Consider the following 17,178-nt stretch of genomic DNA (forward strand, 5'->3'; position numbering starts at 1 on the left):
AAAACAACAGAAAAAGAGAACGGATTTCTCCGTTCTCTTGGTACAATTTTCTATTTCTCAAAACTCTAGACACTTACCAATGTAACAAAAAAAGAAAGCGTATTTATTCACTTTCCTTCAAAATCTGATTTTTTGTTTTTAGTCGACTATATACCCATTCTTTTACCAATCGATAAACAACTGCAAAGATCGGTGTGAAGAAGACCATACCTAACAGACCAAATAAATTACCACCTATCAATGCTGCTGTCAAAGTAAATACAGTAGGAAGTCCTACAGACTGCCCGACAACACGGGGGTAGATCACATTTCCTTCAATTAATTGTATAATTTGGAAGAGTACAATAGACCACAGAGCCAGCAATGGATTTTGAACAGCAACAAAGAGAGCACTGATTAGACATGCTGAAAATGGACCAATATAGGGCACAAAGGACAATACACCTGTTAAGATCCCAGCCATGCTTGCATAAGGGATTCCTGAAACAGAGTAACTTACAAATACCAAAACCCCGATGATACACGCTTCGACAATCTGGCTCATCAAGAATCGATCGTAGGTATCAATAATCACTGCTCCAATATAATTGACTACCTTGACAGCTTTTGTCGGTAGGATAGCTTGTAATAATTTTTGTGTCATAGATAGTAAGTGTTCCTTGCTACCCAAAATGGCTAAGGTAAAGAAGAAAGCCATGACTAACGTCATTGTATTTGAGAAAATCCCTGTCACATTTGAGACGAGTCCAGAAAGTATCGGCGTCACGAGACTGGATACAAAGGTCAAATTCTTCAATTGATCCAATAGACTCGTAACTTGTTCACCAATCTGACCAGATAGCAGGCCATAAGACTGTAAAAATGCTGTTAAAGCATTGATCGATTTTGGAACGGCTGTACTGCTAACGGAAACTAATTCCGATACAGTTGTTACAAGCGTTGGTAGAACAATAAGAACCAGTCCTGTGACGATTAAGATGAAGGCAATGAGTACACCCAAGATGGCAAGAGCTCGCTTGGATTTTTTTAAAAAAGAAACTTTTTCAATCAAGTCCTCTATTTTTTTCATTGGAACATTTAATATAAAGGCAAAAAGTCCACCAATAAGAAGTGAGTTCATGCTCCCAAGTACCGTTAAGATTCCGCTATAAACTGTTGACCAATTTAAAACTGTTAATAAGACCAGCCCAGCAAAAATGAGCAAAATCAACTGCTCTTTCAATTTCGAATTCATAGATTCATACTCCTTACAATCTATACCATTCTAACATAGGTAGAAACAAAAAGAAAGAGCTTTACACTCTCTCTTGTCTCTAATCTCTCATGGTATAGCCAACACCACGTACCGTCCGAATATAGGAAGCCTGTCCTGGAACATCTAATTTTCCACGAAGATAACGGATATAGACATCCACAACATTGGTTTCAGAGGCCGCTTCATACTTCCAGACCCGTTCAAGAAGCTGTTCTCGGCTAACTGGTTCCGGACTATTCATCAACGTCGCCAGCAAATCATATTCTCGCCGTGTCAAGTTGATTAACTCATCTCCCCGAGTGACCGTTCGGTTTTGAAAATCAACTTTTAAATCTCGATAGGCCGCATGCAAATGAACCTGTTTACAATTCGTTTCAATAAAATCTCTACCACGGAAAATATCGGAAATTTGTTCCACCAAGTCACTAATAACAAATGGCTTCACAACGTAAAATACCGCATACGTCAATATATCTTCCCCATGGTCAGCCACTTCTGTTGGTTCGACAACTACAATCATCACCGTAGCAGGTTTGATTGCAAGAAGCTCCTTAGCCAACTTCTTGCTGGACATATCGGATAATTGGAAACTCATCAAAACCAAATCAAAGTCTGTCTCATGAGCTAGAGATAAAGCTTCTTTCCCTGTTGAAGCATAATCAACGATATACTCCTTCTTCTGAAGTTCCATGGAAACAAAATGTGAAAGATTACGCTCTTTCCCAGCAATCAAAATTTTCTTAGCCATTGTTCATCCTTTTTCTATAGTTACATGGTTTAGGAATCGAATCATGACTAGAAAGAAGGGCGCTCTCACGCCCATCTATTCTTATTTTGATTCGCTATACCAGTCGTAATGGAAGACACCTTCTTTGTCTTTACGGTTATATGTGTGAGCACCAAAATAATCACGTTGTGCTTGAATCAAGTTGGCTGGTAAGTTTTCAGCACGATAGCTATCAAAGTATGTAATCGCTGCAGAAAAAGTTGGTACAGGAACTCCTGCTTGAACTGCCAAAGCAACAACATCACGAACAGCTTGTTGGTATTTCGCTGTTACATCAAGGAAGTATTCATCCAAAAGCAAGTTTGCCAAATCTTCATCACGGCCGTATGCATCTGTAATTTTTTGCAAGAAGCGAGCACGAATGATACAACCCGCACGCCAGATTTTTGCGATTTCACCAAATGGTAGGTTCCAGTTGTTTTCTTTAGATGCTACGCGTAATTGTGCAAAGCCTTGTGCATAAGACATAATTTTTGAAAAGTAGAGGGCTTGACGGATTTTTTCAACCAATTCAGCCGTATCCCCTTCATAGGCAAACGGACTTGGTTTTGGAAGCACTTTACTTGCAGCCACACGTTCTTCTTTGTATGTAGAAATATAACGAGCAAATACAGACTCTGTGATCAATGATAATGGCACACCCAAATCAAGTGATGATTGGCTAGTCCATTTACCAGTACCCTTGTTACCAGCAGCATCCAAAATATAATCAACGATTGGTCCATCTTGGCCTTCATCATCTTTGCGTTTCAAGATATCCGCAGTGATTTCAATCAGGTAACTATCTAATTCACCCTTATTCCACTCAGTGAAAATATCAGCCATTTCATCAACAGACAAGCCGAGTAAATGTTGCATCAAATCATATGATTCAGCGATCAATTGCATATCTCCATACTCGATACCATTGTGAACCATTTTAACATAATGACCAGCACCATCCGGACCAATGTATGTAACACATGGCGCACCATCTTCTGGGGCTTTTGCTGAAATTTCTTCTAAAACGTCTGCTACCAACTCATAGGCTTCTTTTTGACCACCAGGCATGATAGAAGGACCCTCAAGAGCACCTTTTTCACCACCAGATACACCTGTTCCGATAAAGTTAATTCCTGAGTTTGCTAATTCTTTAGAACGACGGATTGTGTCTTCATAGAAAGTGTTACCGCCATCAATCAAGATATCGCCTTCATCCAAGTGTGGTAACAATGCTTGGATTGTTGCATCTGTACCAGGTCCAGCTTGAACCATCAACATGATACGGCGAGGTTTTTCAATAGAAGCAACAAAGCTTTCTACATCATAACTAGGTACCAAGTTTTTTCCAGGGTTGCTTGCCACCACATCCTCAGTCTTATTAGCAGAACGGTTATAAATAGCTACTGTATAGCCACGTGACTCAACGTTAAGCGCAAGGTTGCGGCCCATAACAGCCATCCCTACAACACCAAAATTTGCTTTTGTCATTAGTTTACTCCTCTTGTTAGTATCTTTTTCATTATACACCGAAAACCCAAAATTGACAAGAATTTTCTGAAAATTTAACCATCCAAAGGCTTGGACTATTCATCCTCTTCAAATAGTCCTTGCAATTGAGCAAAGGGGCTATTAGCCTCTTTCTTTTCTTGTGCTTGCTGCTGGAAGGTTTCTTCTGTCATCAATGTCCATGATTGACCTGCCGGCAAGTCCTTTTCAGCTTCTTCATCAGGTGACAATACCTTGATTGGAATAGCTAGCAAGATATTATCCGCCACGCTTTCATCTAGGACAATCTGATCATTCTCCACCACTAAAACCATATCTTCATCAATCAAAACTTGTTCTTTGAGTACGGCTTCGTTAGCTACAAACAGCTCATTGACCTTTTGAGCCTCATGTAAAACCACTGGTTGTAGTGAACGACTAGAAGCCAAGGTGATATCATAGGTCATCTGATAATCTAAAAAAAACAAGCCTGACTCAAATCGAACATTACCAGATACTTGTACAGGTGACAATCCTAGAACTTCACTATTTCGTGCCTGCAATTCTTCATGTAAATCCAAGGTCTTTTCGAAGGAAATACCATCTGGATTTTTCCGAATATCATAAATATGAAACATTGTATTCCCCTATTCAACTAGTTCTGTGATGTAGTTGTAAACTTCTTGTCCAGCAACTGCTCCATTTCCAACTGCAGTTGCAATTTGACGAAGTTGATTTTGGCGAATATCGCCGATGGCATAAATACCAGCTTTGCTCGTTTCCATTTTTTCATTTGTAACGACCCAGCCAGCTTCATCCGTAATTCCTAAATCTACAACCGATTCTGTCATCGGATCCAAACCAACATAGATAAAGATGCCACCAAAATCAAGTTCACTGACTTCTTCTGTTTTTACATTTTTAATAACAACACTTTGCACGCGAAGGTCATCACCCTTGATTTCTTCCACTACGCTATCCCAGATAAAATTTATTTTTTCGTTGGCAAATGCACGGTCTTGAATAACCTTTTGAGCACGAAGCTGGTCTCTTCGGTGAACAATGGTCACTGACTCGGCAAATTGAGTCAAGAATAAAGCTTCTTCTACCGCAGAATCGCCACCTCCGACAACCAAGAGTTTTTGACCCCTAAAGAAAGCACCGTCACAAACTGCACAGTATGAAACACCACGGCTATTGTAAGTATCTTCTCCAGGCACACCAAGCAAGCGATGTTTTGCACCCATAGCCAGAATGATTGACTTGGTTTCCAAAACGCCATCTTCAGTGATAACTTTTTTAATAGAACCATCCTCTTCAATTCGAATCAAGGTTCCAAAAATATGATCCACTCCAAATTTTTCCAGAGGCTCAAACATCTTTTCCGCCAAGGCGGGACCTGATATATGGTCGTAACCCGGATAGTTTTCGATTTCAGCGGTATTGTTCATCTGTCCGCCATATATACCACGTTCTAATAAGGCCACTTTTAGATTGCTCCGCCCCGCATACAGCGCTGCTGTCATCCCGGCTGGGCCTGCACCAATTACAATTGTATCGTACATGATTCTTTCCCTCTATACTTTTATCATCAAAATGATACTGACGACTCCAAAAGCCACAATCGGAATCGTCATAACATTAATCATCAGTAAATCAAATAAAAAGTCGTGTCGTTCTTGTAAGGTCTTATCTACGCCCTTGCTAGCGCGGATTAAAAACCAAATAAAACTAATCACAATAACAAAAATCGCTGCGATCAAGAGTCCTTGTAAATAAAAGCTTAAAATATTTTGTAACATTGTATTCCCTCAGTACTCTTAAAAGGTTTGATGTTTCGCCTTCCGTTCCGCACGGCCTTTAGCACGCGCTTCAACCCGTTTGTTCTTCCGACGCTTTTCATCGACAGCCCACTGAATTTTCTTTTTGTAGCCTGGTTTGACTTTTTTCTTTTTCTTCTTGACCAAACCAATCATTTCCAAATCTAGTTTTTCACGAGACTTTTCACGGTTTACACGACGATCACGGTCATAGGTATCAACAAACTCACCATTTTTCATTTCTTTAGGTAAGAATTTTATATTTAGTTTTTCTAATTCTCGAATATCTTCGTCATCACTCGGTTGATAAAGGGTAATGGCAATACCCGGTAAACCGTTACGTCCTGTACGACCGACACGGTGTACAAAGAAAGAAAGGTCCTGAGGAATGGCATCATTAATGACATGGCTGACACCCTCAATATCTATACCACGAGCAGCCAAGTCGGTCGCTACAATGTATTGATAGTCTAAGTTTTTCACCTGATTCATGATTCGTTTCCGCTCACGTGGCGGAACGTCCCCATGAATCTTTGCAACACGAAGACCGTTTTCTGTCAGATAGCTATGCAATTCATCCGCACGCGTCTTAGTATTCACAAAAATCATTGCCAAATAAGGCTGCATGAGCTTGGTTGCCTCTAAAACCTGAGCATTACGGTCACGACCCTTTGTCGAAATCAACCAATTTTCAATCGTATCAGAAATCACAGTGTGGGTCTTGATTTGTTCCATAACTGGGTTGGACAAGTATTTTTTCAAAAATGGTTGCAGTTTTTGCGGAATAGTCGCTGAGAAGACCATAAATTGAAGATCTTTAGGCAAACTTCCAGCAATTTTATCCACTGTTTCTAAAAAACCCATATCCAGTGTCATATCAGCCTCATCCACTACAAAGATTTTCGCCTTGTGAATAGCAAGATTTCCAGATTGCACCAAATCATAAATCCGACCCGGTGTTCCAACGACTATATGGGGTTGCCCAGCTTGGAGCTTGTCAATCTGACGATTCTTGTCTGTACCACCTACATAATTGCTGACTCGAATTTCGGTTTCAGAATGACTAGCCAGCTGACGAGCTGCCTGATAGATTTGGGTTGCCAATTCGCGCGATGGTGCCGTAATAACTGCTTGAACTTGGTCTACTTCTTCATCTAATTTTTGAAAAATTGGAATCAAAAAGGTATGGGTTTTCCCTGATCCTGTCTTTGATTCTCCAATCAAGTCACGCCCTGACAAAACAACCGGTATCAATTTTTCCTGAACTTCTGTCGGCTGGACAAAGTTTATTTCTTTCAATGCCTCTTGAAGATAAGGCTTGAGCTTCATATCTGTAAATTTCATAGTTTCCTCTTTAGTTGTATTTCCCCCTATTATAGCACGATTTAGGTGGACAAGCAAAAAGGACGGATACCCGCCCTCATTAACTCTCAATTACTTCAGTAAATTCTGCCTCGATAATACCTAGTTCTTTTACCTCTGCCAAACTAGCCTTGAAGGATTCGCTGAGTTCTAGTTCGCTATCGAAATCACCATTTAACTTTTTACAAAGGTATCAGCTAACAAACCACCCATTGGTTGGAAAGTAAAATAGGTCAAACCTCCTGAAATCAGACCACCCAAAATAGGAACTGCATTGGCAATGGTCTTTTCAACAGTCTTTTTGGTAATTTTCACACCAATCACTGCGGCTACCTTTTTCACCAAGGGATACCAAGTTGTCTTGCTTAAAGCCTCCATAGCTACTTTTTTACCGATATTAGCTCCGACTGTCTTGGATACTTTATTGAGAAGAACTGCTGAACCAGCTGCTCCAAACATGACACCAATGTAGGCAATAATGCAGATTTGAACCTCTTCTGAAATTTCCTTCCCTTCACCAACATATAATTCATCTTCACCAAAAAGATAAGCGATTTGTTGCGACAAATTCAAGGCAAAACCAAAATACTGAACTATATCAGCAGTACCTGCCGCCACCGCTGTAAATGGATTCCCCGGTAAACCAGCTGCGAAAGAAATCAAAGATGTTTTCATAGTCATATCATTAATGATTTTTTCAGCTTCCTTACGCAAAGCTTTTGTAGTGAACACCGCCGTTGGTCCATCCGCAATAATTTTATCTAGATAGGGACTATCTTTAAAACGAGTCTTCAAAATTCCTTCCCGATTGACTTTAACCATAGGAAGTTGACTAGCAGCTGTCATGATTTGAATAACCACTCCATATAACTATTCTTGATTGAATTGTTCCATTTCCATCCTCCATCAATTCTCTCTCCATTTTACCCCTCAACCATATTTGTCAAGGTAAAAAAACAGCATTTCTGCTGTTTCTGATTTTTATAGATAAAGAATAGCTAGGGTAATCAAGCTCATGATGAGACCTACTGACCAGAGGAAAAAGTCAACTTTCCATTCGCTCCATTTTTCAGCTTTTCCGGTCAATCCTCCAAGCTCCAAATGGTGATGGAAAGGAGTCATACGGAAAATACGACGACCTTCTCCAAAGCGTTTTTTGGTGTATTTAAAATATGAAACTTGCAACATAACAGAGGATGTTTCAATGACATAGACCAGGCCAATAAGGAGGAGAGTCCATTCTTGACGGAGAGCGATCGAAATTGTCGCCAACATACCTCCGAGCGCTAAACTTCCTACGTCTCCCATGAATATTTTGGCAGGTTTGTGGTTGTAAACAAAGAATCCAAGCAAACCACCAATCATGGTCAAGCAGACTAAAAGAATATCAAACTTCTGTTCTTTATAAGCAATAACAGAATATGCTAATAAACTAATGACAACTGAGATAGAGGCAAGTCCATCAATACCATCGGTCAAGTTGACAGCATTTGAAAAGCCAACCAACCAAAATAGTACAAAAGGAAAATAGAGAACTCCCAGATTTAGCATATAGCCAAATACGTTTAGTTCACCCCCACCAGCTCCTCGAACATGCACAAAGTAGAAGACAATGCCACCAAGGATTTGCAAGGCAAGCTTTTGCTTCGGATTCAAGCCTTCGTTAATTTTATGGAAAATTTTCAGAAAATCATCCAAGAATCCCACCAAACCATAAAGGGCTAAAATGAATAGAATGGCAATAACGCCACCAGTCAACATGTGAGTCGTTGCTGCGAAGATAAAACTAACCAGAATCGCAACTACTAGAAAAACAGTTCCCCCCATCGTCGGAGTTCCTGCCTTAAATTGATGTTGCTTGACATCTTCATGCATCTGTTGTCCTTCAATGCGTTTAGCTTGGTAAAAAGTAATAAATTGTGGGATTAAGAGAACAGTTGCCAAAAAAGCAACCAATCCTGACATAAGTGCAAATTGCATGTTAGTCTCCTAAAGTAATTGTAATTTTCTTTGTATTCATCAAAGCAGTTCCAACTTCAACACTCTGATCAACCACTTTTGAACCAGTACCCTTATAGGTCACCTCAATACCCGTCCATTCTGCAAAAAGATCCATATTCTCTTTGGTTAAGGCATAAAGGTCAGGCATTTCTTCAAATTTATTGGTTAACAAGAGAATCTGTTGATTTGCTGCAACATTACTGCCGACTTCTACAGAGACTTTTTTAATCTCTGATCCATTTCCTAGAATAACCGGTTGAATCAATTCGCGACGTAGCTCCTCAGCAGTCTCACCTGGTGTTTGTCCAATTACATTCGGTAACTGGTATTCTGATTCCGTTGAGACTTGTGCCAAAGCTGGTGCACTTGAATCTAAGTTGAGACTATCTTTCAACAACATAGCTTCTTTCAAAGTTGGATTGACAATGTCTCGCCATGACATAACATTAAGTGATTCCGGTTGTTTAATAGTTACGTACATGATAAATTCTGGATCTTCAGCAGGTACCATTGCCACTACAGAGTTAATATAGGCACCCTTGATATACCCTTGCCCATCTTCACTGGCAATCTCCGCAGTACCAGATTTGACTGCAACATCATAGCCATCAACCACGATAGATGGACTTTGTAAAGTATGTGAATATAGTGTTCCGTAAACAGGATCTGTCCCAACATTAATCATATAGCCAAGTGTATCATCAGCGGCTTTTTCTGAAACTGGGTTCCCAACTTCTTCTACTTTTGAAAAACGAGCCGAATTTGTATTCGGGTCATACAATGCAGAAATAAATTTGGGTTCCAACATAATGCCGTTATTGGCAATTGCTGTAAAACTGCGAAGCATCTGTGTTTGGGTGACCGATATACCTTGTCCAAAAGATGACATCGCAATAGTTACAATATTATCCTCTGGAATCAATCCTGGCGCCTCATCTCCCATTCCGAATCGTGTTGGGTAACCAAATCTGAATTTTGTTAAATAATTTAACCACTTGTCATCACCCATTTTTTGTTGAAGCAGTGTCATTCCAACGTTACTGGACAGAGAGAAGCCTTGTGCAAAGTTTAGTGTGACCGCAGAGTATCCAGCATTAAGTGTCCAGTCATTAATTTTTGCGTCTGCAATCACATATTCATTGTTGGTATAAGTTTCATTTGGATCGAAAGTTCCGTTATCAATAGACGATGCTACAGTAAGAACTTTCATAGTCGATCCTGGTTCATAAGCTTCTTGATATAGCAAGGAGCGTTCTAGCAGTCCTTCAGCACCAAGCCCTTCTTTTGTATCTGGGTCGTAACTTGGGCGTTGTGTTGTAGCTAAAATTTCACCAGTTTTCGCAGAAACCAAGGTGGCATTTGCATACTTACCTTTAGCATTGTTAAAGAAAGTATCCATATTTGTTTCAAGCGATCTTTGCAAATCTGCAGACAGAGTAGTGTATACATCTTGACCATCAATTGTCTCAGTCACGACCTCTTCAGTTCCTGGAAGAACACGGCCCTGACTATCTTTTTCATACACAACTTTACCGTCTTGTCCAGCCAAAATATCATTTAAATAATATTCTAAACCACTTACTCCTTGCAAACTATTGCTTCCATCAGAGTTTTCAACCGGATTGGCTAATCCAACAAATATAGAAGCAAAGTTTCCATTTGGATACATTCGACCAGGACTGGCGTTAAAATGTATTCCTTCAATTCCAGCAGCTTTCATCTTTTCTTGAATCGTAGTCATAGTATTATAGGAAATGTTTTTTCCTAAAGTACCAAAATAGACTTGATTCAAATCTTGTTGATTTAATTGCTTAAGAACATAATCCTCCTCCATTCCAAGATACTGATTAAATACTTGTGCAACTTGATTAAATTGGGACGACTGGACATACAAGATTTCTTTTAACTCAGAAACATATTCCTTGTCAATAATCGCATAAACCGTATAGGTTGTTGAGTCTTCTGCAATTGGAACCCCTGTGCGATCATAAATGGTTCCACGTTTCGCCTGTATGATCACTTCTTTTTGATGGACTGCTTGCGCTCCTTCAGAAAGATCAACACCAAACTTTGAATCCGTTCCTATAATAATCGCAAAGTTAATCAGGAAAATAAAAAATACAAAAATCGACACTATCAGTAAACTTTGTCCTACTCTCCGCCGATTTTTGGAAGGAATATAGCGATTTTTCAAGACATATCGCAAGAGTTTATTGTTTTTTCTGGGCATTACTCTGCTACTCCAATATTATCATTATTAAAAGATAGTCCTGCCTTCTCAGCAATCTCCATCAATCTTGCCGAACGCAGTAATTCGTTGGCAGCTTGTTTTGCATCATCAATTTCAACTTGCTTTTGACTAATTTCTTGGTTGACCTTAGCCATTTCTGATTGAACTTGTAAGAGCCTTGTTTGCAAAAAGACAATCGCAATTGCTAAAATAATTCCCGATAGAATAATGCTGGTATAAAATACTTTTTCAACGCGATCAAATGTTTTTATTTTATCACCAATGACCCTCATGGTAGCTTCTCTACGTGTTTCTTGCAACATAGATTCTCTCCTATTTATGTACTTTCTTAGCTACACGCAATTTGGCTGAATGCGCTCTATTATTTGCATCTAATTCTTCTTGACTCGGTAAGATAGGCTTACGATTGACCAATTCAAGTGGCGCCTTCAAGTTATCTGGAATAAATGGTAAGCCTTTTGGAACATCAATTGTACTCGCTTCTTTGAAGAGTTGTTTAGTCAAACGATCTTCTAAAGAATGGAAGGTAATAACAGAAATCCGTCCATCCAGAGCCAATAAGTCAATGGCCTGCTGGATAGATTCGTCTGCCGCTCCCAATTCATCGTTGACCTCAATCCGAATAGCTTGGAAAATCTGCTTGGCAGGGTGACCCTTTTTCTTTAGCTCTTTCGCAGGCTTAGCTGATTTGATTAATTCAGCCAACTCTGTCGTTGTTTCGATTGGTTTTATTGCACGCGCTTGCTCAATTTTACGAGCAATCTGCTTGGAAAATTTATCCTCACCGTATTTAAAGAAAATCCGTACCAAGTCGTGATAGTCATAGTTATTGACCACATCATAAGCTGTCAAATGTCCCTCACGATTCATCCGCATATCGAGCGGAGCATCTTGTTTGTAAGAAAAGCCACGCTCCCGCTCATCCAACTGTGGACTAGATACTCCTAAATCATAACAAATTCCATCAATCTCTGTTACACCTAGCTCCGCCAAGCGAGTCTTGAGATTGCGGAAATTGTCCCTAATAAAGGTCACTTGTCCCTTTTCAATATAGGATGCTAAGCGAATGTGAGCATGATCAATAGCAGTCTGATCCTGATCAAAGGCATAAAGATGCCCACCATCCGTCAACTGACTGAGCAGATACTCACTATGCCCTGCTCCACCCAGCGTTGCATCTACATAAATTCCGTTTGGTTTGATGTCTAACATATCGACTGTCTCATGCAAGAGAACAGTTGTGTGATTAAATTCCTTGGTCATATCTTTTCTATTGTACCACAAATTAAATCAAAAAGATGTTGCAAACTTTTTACAAAAAATATGTCAGATATAGTTGACAACTTATATGAACAGGTATATACTAACAGTAAAGAAGTATGTCGCATATAGTTGACATCAACAGAGAGGTCTCCCTCATTTTTTCACAACTAACCGTCGCATATAATTGGCATTGTGCATAAGGATAGCTAGTCTATCCTCTCTCTTTACAATAGAATGTCGCATATATTTTACACGAAAGGAGAACCCATGAACCGTGTCAAAAATTATCGCCTACTGCTAGGTATTTCCCAGCTGGATCTAGCCAAAGCCATCGGCGTATCCAGGCAAACCATCAACATGATTGAAAACAACAAATACAATCCCTCGCTAGACCTCTGTATCAACCTAGCCAAAGCTTTACAGACCGATCTCAATAGCCTCTTTTGGAATGAATAGAAAGGAAAATATCATGAAAAAGAATATACGTCAAGCTCTTATCTCTACCCTTATTTTTATCCCGCTCTTTGACCTCTTTCAGCTTTGGGGCAATAGCGGAGCAGAAATCTTGCACACCATCAGCCAAGCAAAATTTTGGCTACAAGTGCTGATTGCTGGGACCATCTACTTCTTAGGCTTTGTTTACATCTTACCATTGTTCGATCAAAAATAAGGAGCTGCTTATGAAAAAAGAAACCTTTCAAGATAAATTAATCAAACGATTTTACGGTATCGCAGGGCCCTTGGATGAATTTCGCAAAAAAGAAGCCTTCCGACTAGGCAATACCTGCTTTATCCTGCTCCTTTGGGGCACCATGGCTCTTAACCTACTGGCACTCGCTCTATCCAAACGCTACCCAGAAGTCGTTGCCTATGGCTATCCAACGGCTCTATTCCTATCCACTCTTTCCGCCAGTATGTATATGACATCCAAGATGCGTCACAACCAAGTGGACAGTTTAGATGTAGAAGAACTGACTAGTAAGGAACAGAAGCAGCTCAAAGGAGCAAGTATCAAATTCGCCCTCTATTTCACTGCCGTTATGTACATTTGGACTGTTGTTTTTGGTGCCTGGATGGAGGGGCTCAACCCGCTCGACCATTTATTTGACCTCCGAAAATTCCTTGCAGCCTGTCTAGGTGGTATTTTCACGGGCATTGCTCTTGAAATCATGTTACGCAAGCGCATGAAAAAGGCAGAAAACCTAACTATCAGCTCTGCTATTTCAAAAGAAGAACCCAAGTGGATCAAAAATATGATTAAACGTTTTTATGGTATCCGCGGTCCTTTAGACGAATACCGACGGGCCGAGGCTGATGCTATCGGCGGACAGGCCTTTATCTACTACTTCTACTTCCTAGCTCTCGGAAATGCCATCGCCTACTTCCTAGCCTACCGCTATCCTCTGGAGGTGGCTACCTATTATCCAATGATAATTGCTCTCTTTAGCTTTATCTTGCTAGGTATCGTCAATATGCAGACCCTCCATGCTGACTTGCCCCAATATGACTTGGATGAGCTTAGCCCTGAGGAAAGACAAGGTCGGCCCCTTAACCCAATTCTTTGGGGACTGGGAGTTGCACTGCTATCTAGCCTCTTTGCTGGGCTGGCAGACCTCTTTAGCCTCCAACTTCCCCTACTGGATTCCATCTTCCACATAAAATCCCTCCTCTTCGGTGGCATGATGGGCCTCTTTGCCAGTCTAGCCCTGTCTGCCATTGCCTATCTGCAAAAACTGGAAGCAGATACTGCCAAGAAAAAATAAGGAGCAGACCCAATGAATAAACCTTTTACACCCAAACAAACCTGTCGAGTTTTTGTTCTATTTTATGCTTTATTTTCTGCATTCTTCATCTACTCTTACATGGTCAATGAGCCGATTAGCGGTTCATTCTTGCTCATGTTACCAGCCATTCAGATTGTCAGATCCTTTAAAACAGAAGAAGAAAAACGCTACTATATCATCCAAGCCATCTTTGCCCTGTTTGCCATGACCTTGACCTATTCCGTGGGCATTTGGCTAGGACATGTCAAACCACATATCCTCATACTTCCTGCTGGATTTGCTCTGTCTATTCTTTATCGGATTTATTTCAAAAAGGAGAAAACAGATGAACGTTAACAAACCGAAACTCATACTCACTTTGTTTGTTCTCTCCTATACAGCAATTTGCAGCCTGTATATACATAGCTACCTGACTGGGGACAATCCACCAATTTTTATCTTACTGTTCACTATACTTCCAATCTTGAATAGTGACTGGCAAACTACCCGTCCAGAAGCAAATGCTGTCCAAGAAGCTATCCATCTTTATCGTAAACCACTGCTCTGGTTTCTCATTGCAGGTTTTGCCCTAACCTTCTCCATTGGTTTTTTCACTGGACAAATCAAACCGCTTCTAGCTGGATTTTGGGGAATGTTAGCCATCCTACTCTTCAAACAATCGAAAAAGTAATCTGTATCCAACATTTTACAAAGTAAGTTTTTTTCTATACAATAGACTGTATATGACATTCAAATCCATTCTCAAACAATTCAAATTATTTGACTATCTATTAATTGGACTGACCCTTCTATTATCCTTTGTCCCAGCGATTTTTACATACACGCGTTTAACGTCACAATCAAATGAAACTAAAATCATTGCATATGTTAGGATAAACGGTGAGGTCGTCGATCAATTTGAATTATCAAAAGATACTCCACATCAAGAAATTACCTATTATCCAAACGAAGGACAATACAACATCATTGAAGTTGATGGCGAACGGATTCGTGACAAAGAGGACAATAGTCCTGACCAGATTGCTGTGATGACTGGCTGGATTAGCCAACCAGGTGAACTTTCCGTTTGTCTGCCTCACAATCTCATGATTGAAATTAAAGCTGTCGGTGGGGACAACTCTGAGGAAGAAGAGGAACTCATTTTACCATTATAATAAATAAGACACAGTCAATAGGCTGTGTCTTATTTATTAAATATAAGGGCTACTAGCAGCGTAAGCACATATACTCCTGAAAAGAGAACAAAACTTTTTACTGCTTCAATAAAAGTTTCGCCCTTCACTTGCTTTTTCAAGAATCGTTCCAAACTATGATAAGCAGGTACTAGACCAAGCAAACCAATCAATGCCCAGAATGGCAAGAAACCTGTCAAACAGTACAACAGCCACAGCAACCATGGTAAACTTGCCAAGACAAAGTATAGTTTCAAAGCATTTTTCTTCCCGATGTAGTAGACCAAGGTGTAGCGATGGTTGCGAATATCTTCTTCTAAATCACAGGTGTTGTTAGCCAACATGATATTAGCAATCAAAGTAACTAACGGAATGGACATAAAAATGATTTCCAATATCCTTATCCAAGAGAATTGTACAGTCATCCACTGACCGCTCACCTGGCTTGTCAATAGCAAATCTGGTTGCTGAATAAATACAGCGAAAAAGAAAATTCCAAATCCCATAGTTATTCCAGAAAAGACTTCCCCCAGTGGCATTCTCGACAATGGAATAGGACCAAATGTATAAAAGATTCCAATGAGAAAGCATAGCGCCCCCATTGGCAAGAGTAGCCAGCTTGTACGCCAGACAAGCAATAAAGAAATCAGGATGGAAAAAATAAGTAAGGTAAAAATAATACCAATCATTTGCTGAAAATCAAGCGAAAACTTCCCAATCACATTACTTTCTTGACGATAGGCTTCATCTTTTGCCTTATGATAATCCATACTATTGTTTATTGCGGTCGTGCACATATCAAAACTCAGTACTGCCAGGACAAACAACAGCGTATTCAACCAATTAAAAGTCTGATAGCGATAAGCTGCCCATAGAAGCCCCAGTGTCATAGGAAAGACACTGGCGACCTTTGTTTTGATTTCGACAAATTCTAGAAATACGGGTAAACTAAGCCCGTTCTTTGATTTATTCACTGACAAGATGATACTCCTCATTCGTTAATTCAAAGCTATCTTTAAGCCCATCGCTCAGATGAACACCGTGCTCCTTATCAATAAAGACCGCTTCAACTCCATCCATTTGGTTGATGAAAGCAAGTCCTTTTTCAACACCGAGCAAGAAAAGAGTTGTAGACAAGGCATCTCCTTGAACCGAGGTTTTTGAAAAAACTGTGACTCCTGAAATGTCATTTTCTACAGGATAACCTGTTTTAGGATCTAAAATATGGTGATATTTTACACCATCTACCTCAATATACCGTTCATAAATACCAGATGTAACGACTGAATCATGTGTCTCTGGAACTGAGCCAACCGTGGCCCCTCGAACTTGATCCGGATCTTGAACGCCAACGTTCCATCCTTTTTGTGTTTTCGGTGAGTCACCCATGACTACAACATTCCCACCAAGGTTGATAATGGCTGTAGTAATCCCTTTACTTTCAAACAACTCTCTCACTTTATCCGCAATATATCCTTTTGAAATAGCCCCAAGTTCTAAGGTCATTCCTTTCTTGATATAGACTGTTTGGTTTTGCTTATCCAGAGCGATATCCTTGTAGTTTATATATGGCAAAGCAGCCTGTATTTCTTCATCGCTGGGTTTACGTGCATCTTCATCCCCGATTTTCCAGAGATTAGTCACAGCACCGATTGAAATATCAAATAAACCATCACTCTCTTCACTAGTCTCGATAGCTTTCTCAATTACTTCAAAAGTCCGATAATCTACTTTGACAGCTTCTTTTCCAGCCGACTGATTGATCCGATAAACATCTGAACCATCCAAATTCGTTGACAGCAGACTTTCCATTTCCTTGATATAGACGATTGCCTCATCCATCACTTCCTCTTGATCATCGTGAAAGATACTCAATTGCACTACTGTATGTAGTAGACTCTCGCTACGAGTCAATGGAGTTTTTACGACAGGTAACGTTTCCGTTTTCTTAGCTCCGCATGCTACTAGGAGAAATGTGGCAATACAAATTATAAATAAACGGATTCCCTTTTTCAT

19 protein-coding genes and 1 pseudogene are annotated in these 17,178 nt (G+C 40.0%); 6 read left to right on the forward strand and 14 right to left on the reverse strand.

Translation table 11 applies throughout. From position 1 onward, the window contains the following. Nucleotides 1-103: 103 nt before the first annotated feature. The 12 genes and pseudogenes from ACPC57_RS01265 to rsmH form a co-directional block, all read right to left on the reverse strand. Nucleotides 104-1,234 (reverse strand): AI-2E family transporter, encoded by a 1,131-nt coding sequence (locus tag ACPC57_RS01265; RefSeq protein ID WP_130554661.1) that lies wholly within the window; start codon nucleotides 1,232-1,234, stop codon nucleotides 104-106. 79 nt (nucleotides 1,235-1,313) lie between these two features. Next, nucleotides 1,314-2,003, reverse strand: coding sequence for a response regulator transcription factor (locus ACPC57_RS01270; protein ID WP_217374725.1), 690 nt, complete (start codon nucleotides 2,001-2,003; stop codon nucleotides 1,314-1,316). Nucleotides 2,004-2,084: 81 nt separating this feature from the next. Beyond that, nucleotides 2,085-3,512: an NADP-dependent phosphogluconate dehydrogenase gene (gndA, locus tag ACPC57_RS01275; protein ID WP_434066134.1), complete on the reverse strand. Its 1,428-nt coding sequence runs from the start codon at nucleotides 3,510-3,512 to the stop codon at nucleotides 2,085-2,087. Between the two features lie 95 nt (nucleotides 3,513-3,607). Continuing rightward, nucleotides 3,608-4,147: a YceD family protein gene (locus ACPC57_RS01280; RefSeq protein WP_434066135.1), complete on the reverse strand. Its 540-nt coding sequence runs from the start codon at nucleotides 4,145-4,147 to the stop codon at nucleotides 3,608-3,610. A 9-nt stretch (nucleotides 4,148-4,156) separates the two neighbouring features. After that, the gene (gene trxB / locus ACPC57_RS01285) at nucleotides 4,157-5,074 is read right to left on the reverse strand and encodes a thioredoxin-disulfide reductase (protein ID WP_434066136.1); all 918 of its coding nucleotides are present in this window, start codon (nucleotides 5,072-5,074) and stop codon (nucleotides 4,157-4,159) included. A 12-nt stretch (nucleotides 5,075-5,086) separates the two neighbouring features. Further along, nucleotides 5,087-5,311 carry a DUF4059 family protein gene (locus ACPC57_RS01290; protein WP_130554666.1) on the reverse strand — a complete coding sequence of 75 codons (225 nt, stop codon included), beginning with the start codon at nucleotides 5,309-5,311 and terminating at the stop codon, nucleotides 5,087-5,089. Nucleotides 5,312-5,329: 18 nt separating this feature from the next. Beyond that, nucleotides 5,330-6,673 (reverse strand): DEAD/DEAH box helicase, encoded by a 1,344-nt coding sequence (locus ACPC57_RS01295; protein WP_216807102.1) that lies wholly within the window; start codon nucleotides 6,671-6,673, stop codon nucleotides 5,330-5,332. Between the two features lie 79 nt (nucleotides 6,674-6,752). Next, a pseudogene (locus ACPC57_RS01300) lies at nucleotides 6,753-7,537 on the reverse strand (hypothetical protein). Nucleotides 7,538-7,672: 135 nt separating this feature from the next. After that, the gene (gene mraY / locus ACPC57_RS01305; RefSeq protein ID WP_130554669.1) at nucleotides 7,673-8,671 is read right to left on the reverse strand and encodes a phospho-N-acetylmuramoyl-pentapeptide-transferase; all 999 of its coding nucleotides are present in this window, start codon (nucleotides 8,669-8,671) and stop codon (nucleotides 7,673-7,675) included. Nucleotide 8,672: 1 nt separating this feature from the next. Beyond that, nucleotides 8,673-10,922: a penicillin-binding protein PBP2X gene (pbp2X, locus tag ACPC57_RS01310; protein WP_434066137.1), complete on the reverse strand. Its 2,250-nt coding sequence runs from the start codon at nucleotides 10,920-10,922 to the stop codon at nucleotides 8,673-8,675. Beyond that, nucleotides 10,922-11,245 carry a cell division protein FtsL gene (gene ftsL, locus ACPC57_RS01315; RefSeq protein ID WP_434066138.1) on the reverse strand — a complete coding sequence of 108 codons (324 nt, stop codon included), beginning with the start codon at nucleotides 11,243-11,245 and terminating at the stop codon, nucleotides 10,922-10,924. The genes pbp2X and ftsL overlap by 1 nt, the downstream gene beginning before the upstream one ends. Nucleotides 11,246-11,255: 10 nt before the next feature. Further along, nucleotides 11,256-12,206: a 16S rRNA (cytosine(1402)-N(4))-methyltransferase RsmH gene (gene rsmH, locus ACPC57_RS01320; RefSeq protein WP_434066139.1), complete on the reverse strand. Its 951-nt coding sequence runs from the start codon at nucleotides 12,204-12,206 to the stop codon at nucleotides 11,256-11,258. Between the two features lie 267 nt (nucleotides 12,207-12,473). On the opposite strand from rsmH, the gene ACPC57_RS01325 reads away from it, so the two are divergent. Genes ACPC57_RS01325 through ACPC57_RS01350 form a run of 6 tightly spaced genes read left to right on the forward strand, consistent with a single transcriptional unit; the run spans nucleotide 12,474 to nucleotide 15,144 of the window. Next, nucleotides 12,474-12,662, forward strand: a complete 189-nt coding sequence (locus tag ACPC57_RS01325; RefSeq protein ID WP_434066140.1) for a helix-turn-helix transcriptional regulator — start codon at nucleotides 12,474-12,476, stop codon at nucleotides 12,660-12,662. A gap of 13 nt (nucleotides 12,663-12,675) precedes the next feature. Then, complete coding sequence (locus tag ACPC57_RS01330) at nucleotides 12,676-12,876, forward strand: hypothetical protein (protein WP_434066141.1); 201 nt, start codon at nucleotides 12,676-12,678, stop codon at nucleotides 12,874-12,876. A 10-nt stretch (nucleotides 12,877-12,886) separates the two neighbouring features. Beyond that, a complete protein-coding gene (locus tag ACPC57_RS01335) occupies nucleotides 12,887-13,969 on the forward strand; it encodes a DUF3278 domain-containing protein (RefSeq protein ID WP_434066142.1) in 1,083 nt (360 codons plus the stop codon). Nucleotides 13,970-13,981: 12 nt separating this feature from the next. Further along, on the forward strand, nucleotides 13,982-14,326 hold the full coding sequence (locus tag ACPC57_RS01340; RefSeq protein WP_434066143.1) for an MFS transporter: 345 nt from the start codon (nucleotides 13,982-13,984) through the stop codon (nucleotides 14,324-14,326). Beyond that, on the forward strand, nucleotides 14,316-14,660 hold the full coding sequence (locus ACPC57_RS01345) for a hypothetical protein (protein WP_434066144.1): 345 nt from the start codon (nucleotides 14,316-14,318) through the stop codon (nucleotides 14,658-14,660). The genes ACPC57_RS01340 and ACPC57_RS01345 overlap by 11 nt, the downstream gene beginning before the upstream one ends. A gap of 52 nt (nucleotides 14,661-14,712) precedes the next feature. Next, nucleotides 14,713-15,144: a NusG domain II-containing protein gene (locus tag ACPC57_RS01350; protein ID WP_434066145.1), complete on the forward strand. Its 432-nt coding sequence runs from the start codon at nucleotides 14,713-14,715 to the stop codon at nucleotides 15,142-15,144. 29 nt (nucleotides 15,145-15,173) lie between these two features. On the opposite strand, the gene menA is transcribed toward ACPC57_RS01350, so the two are convergent. Then, complete coding sequence (gene menA / locus ACPC57_RS01355) at nucleotides 15,174-16,136, reverse strand: 1,4-dihydroxy-2-naphthoate polyprenyltransferase (RefSeq protein ID WP_434066176.1); 963 nt, start codon at nucleotides 16,134-16,136, stop codon at nucleotides 15,174-15,176. Then, nucleotides 16,129-17,178, reverse strand: coding sequence for an FAD:protein FMN transferase (locus ACPC57_RS01360; protein WP_434066146.1), 1,050 nt, complete (start codon nucleotides 17,176-17,178; stop codon nucleotides 16,129-16,131). The genes menA and ACPC57_RS01360 overlap by 8 nt, the downstream gene beginning before the upstream one ends.

This window comes from Streptococcus sp. VTCC 12886 (assembly GCF_049893425.1).
GTDB classification, from domain to species: domain Bacteria; phylum Bacillota; class Bacilli; order Lactobacillales; family Streptococcaceae; genus Streptococcus; species Streptococcus suis_AA.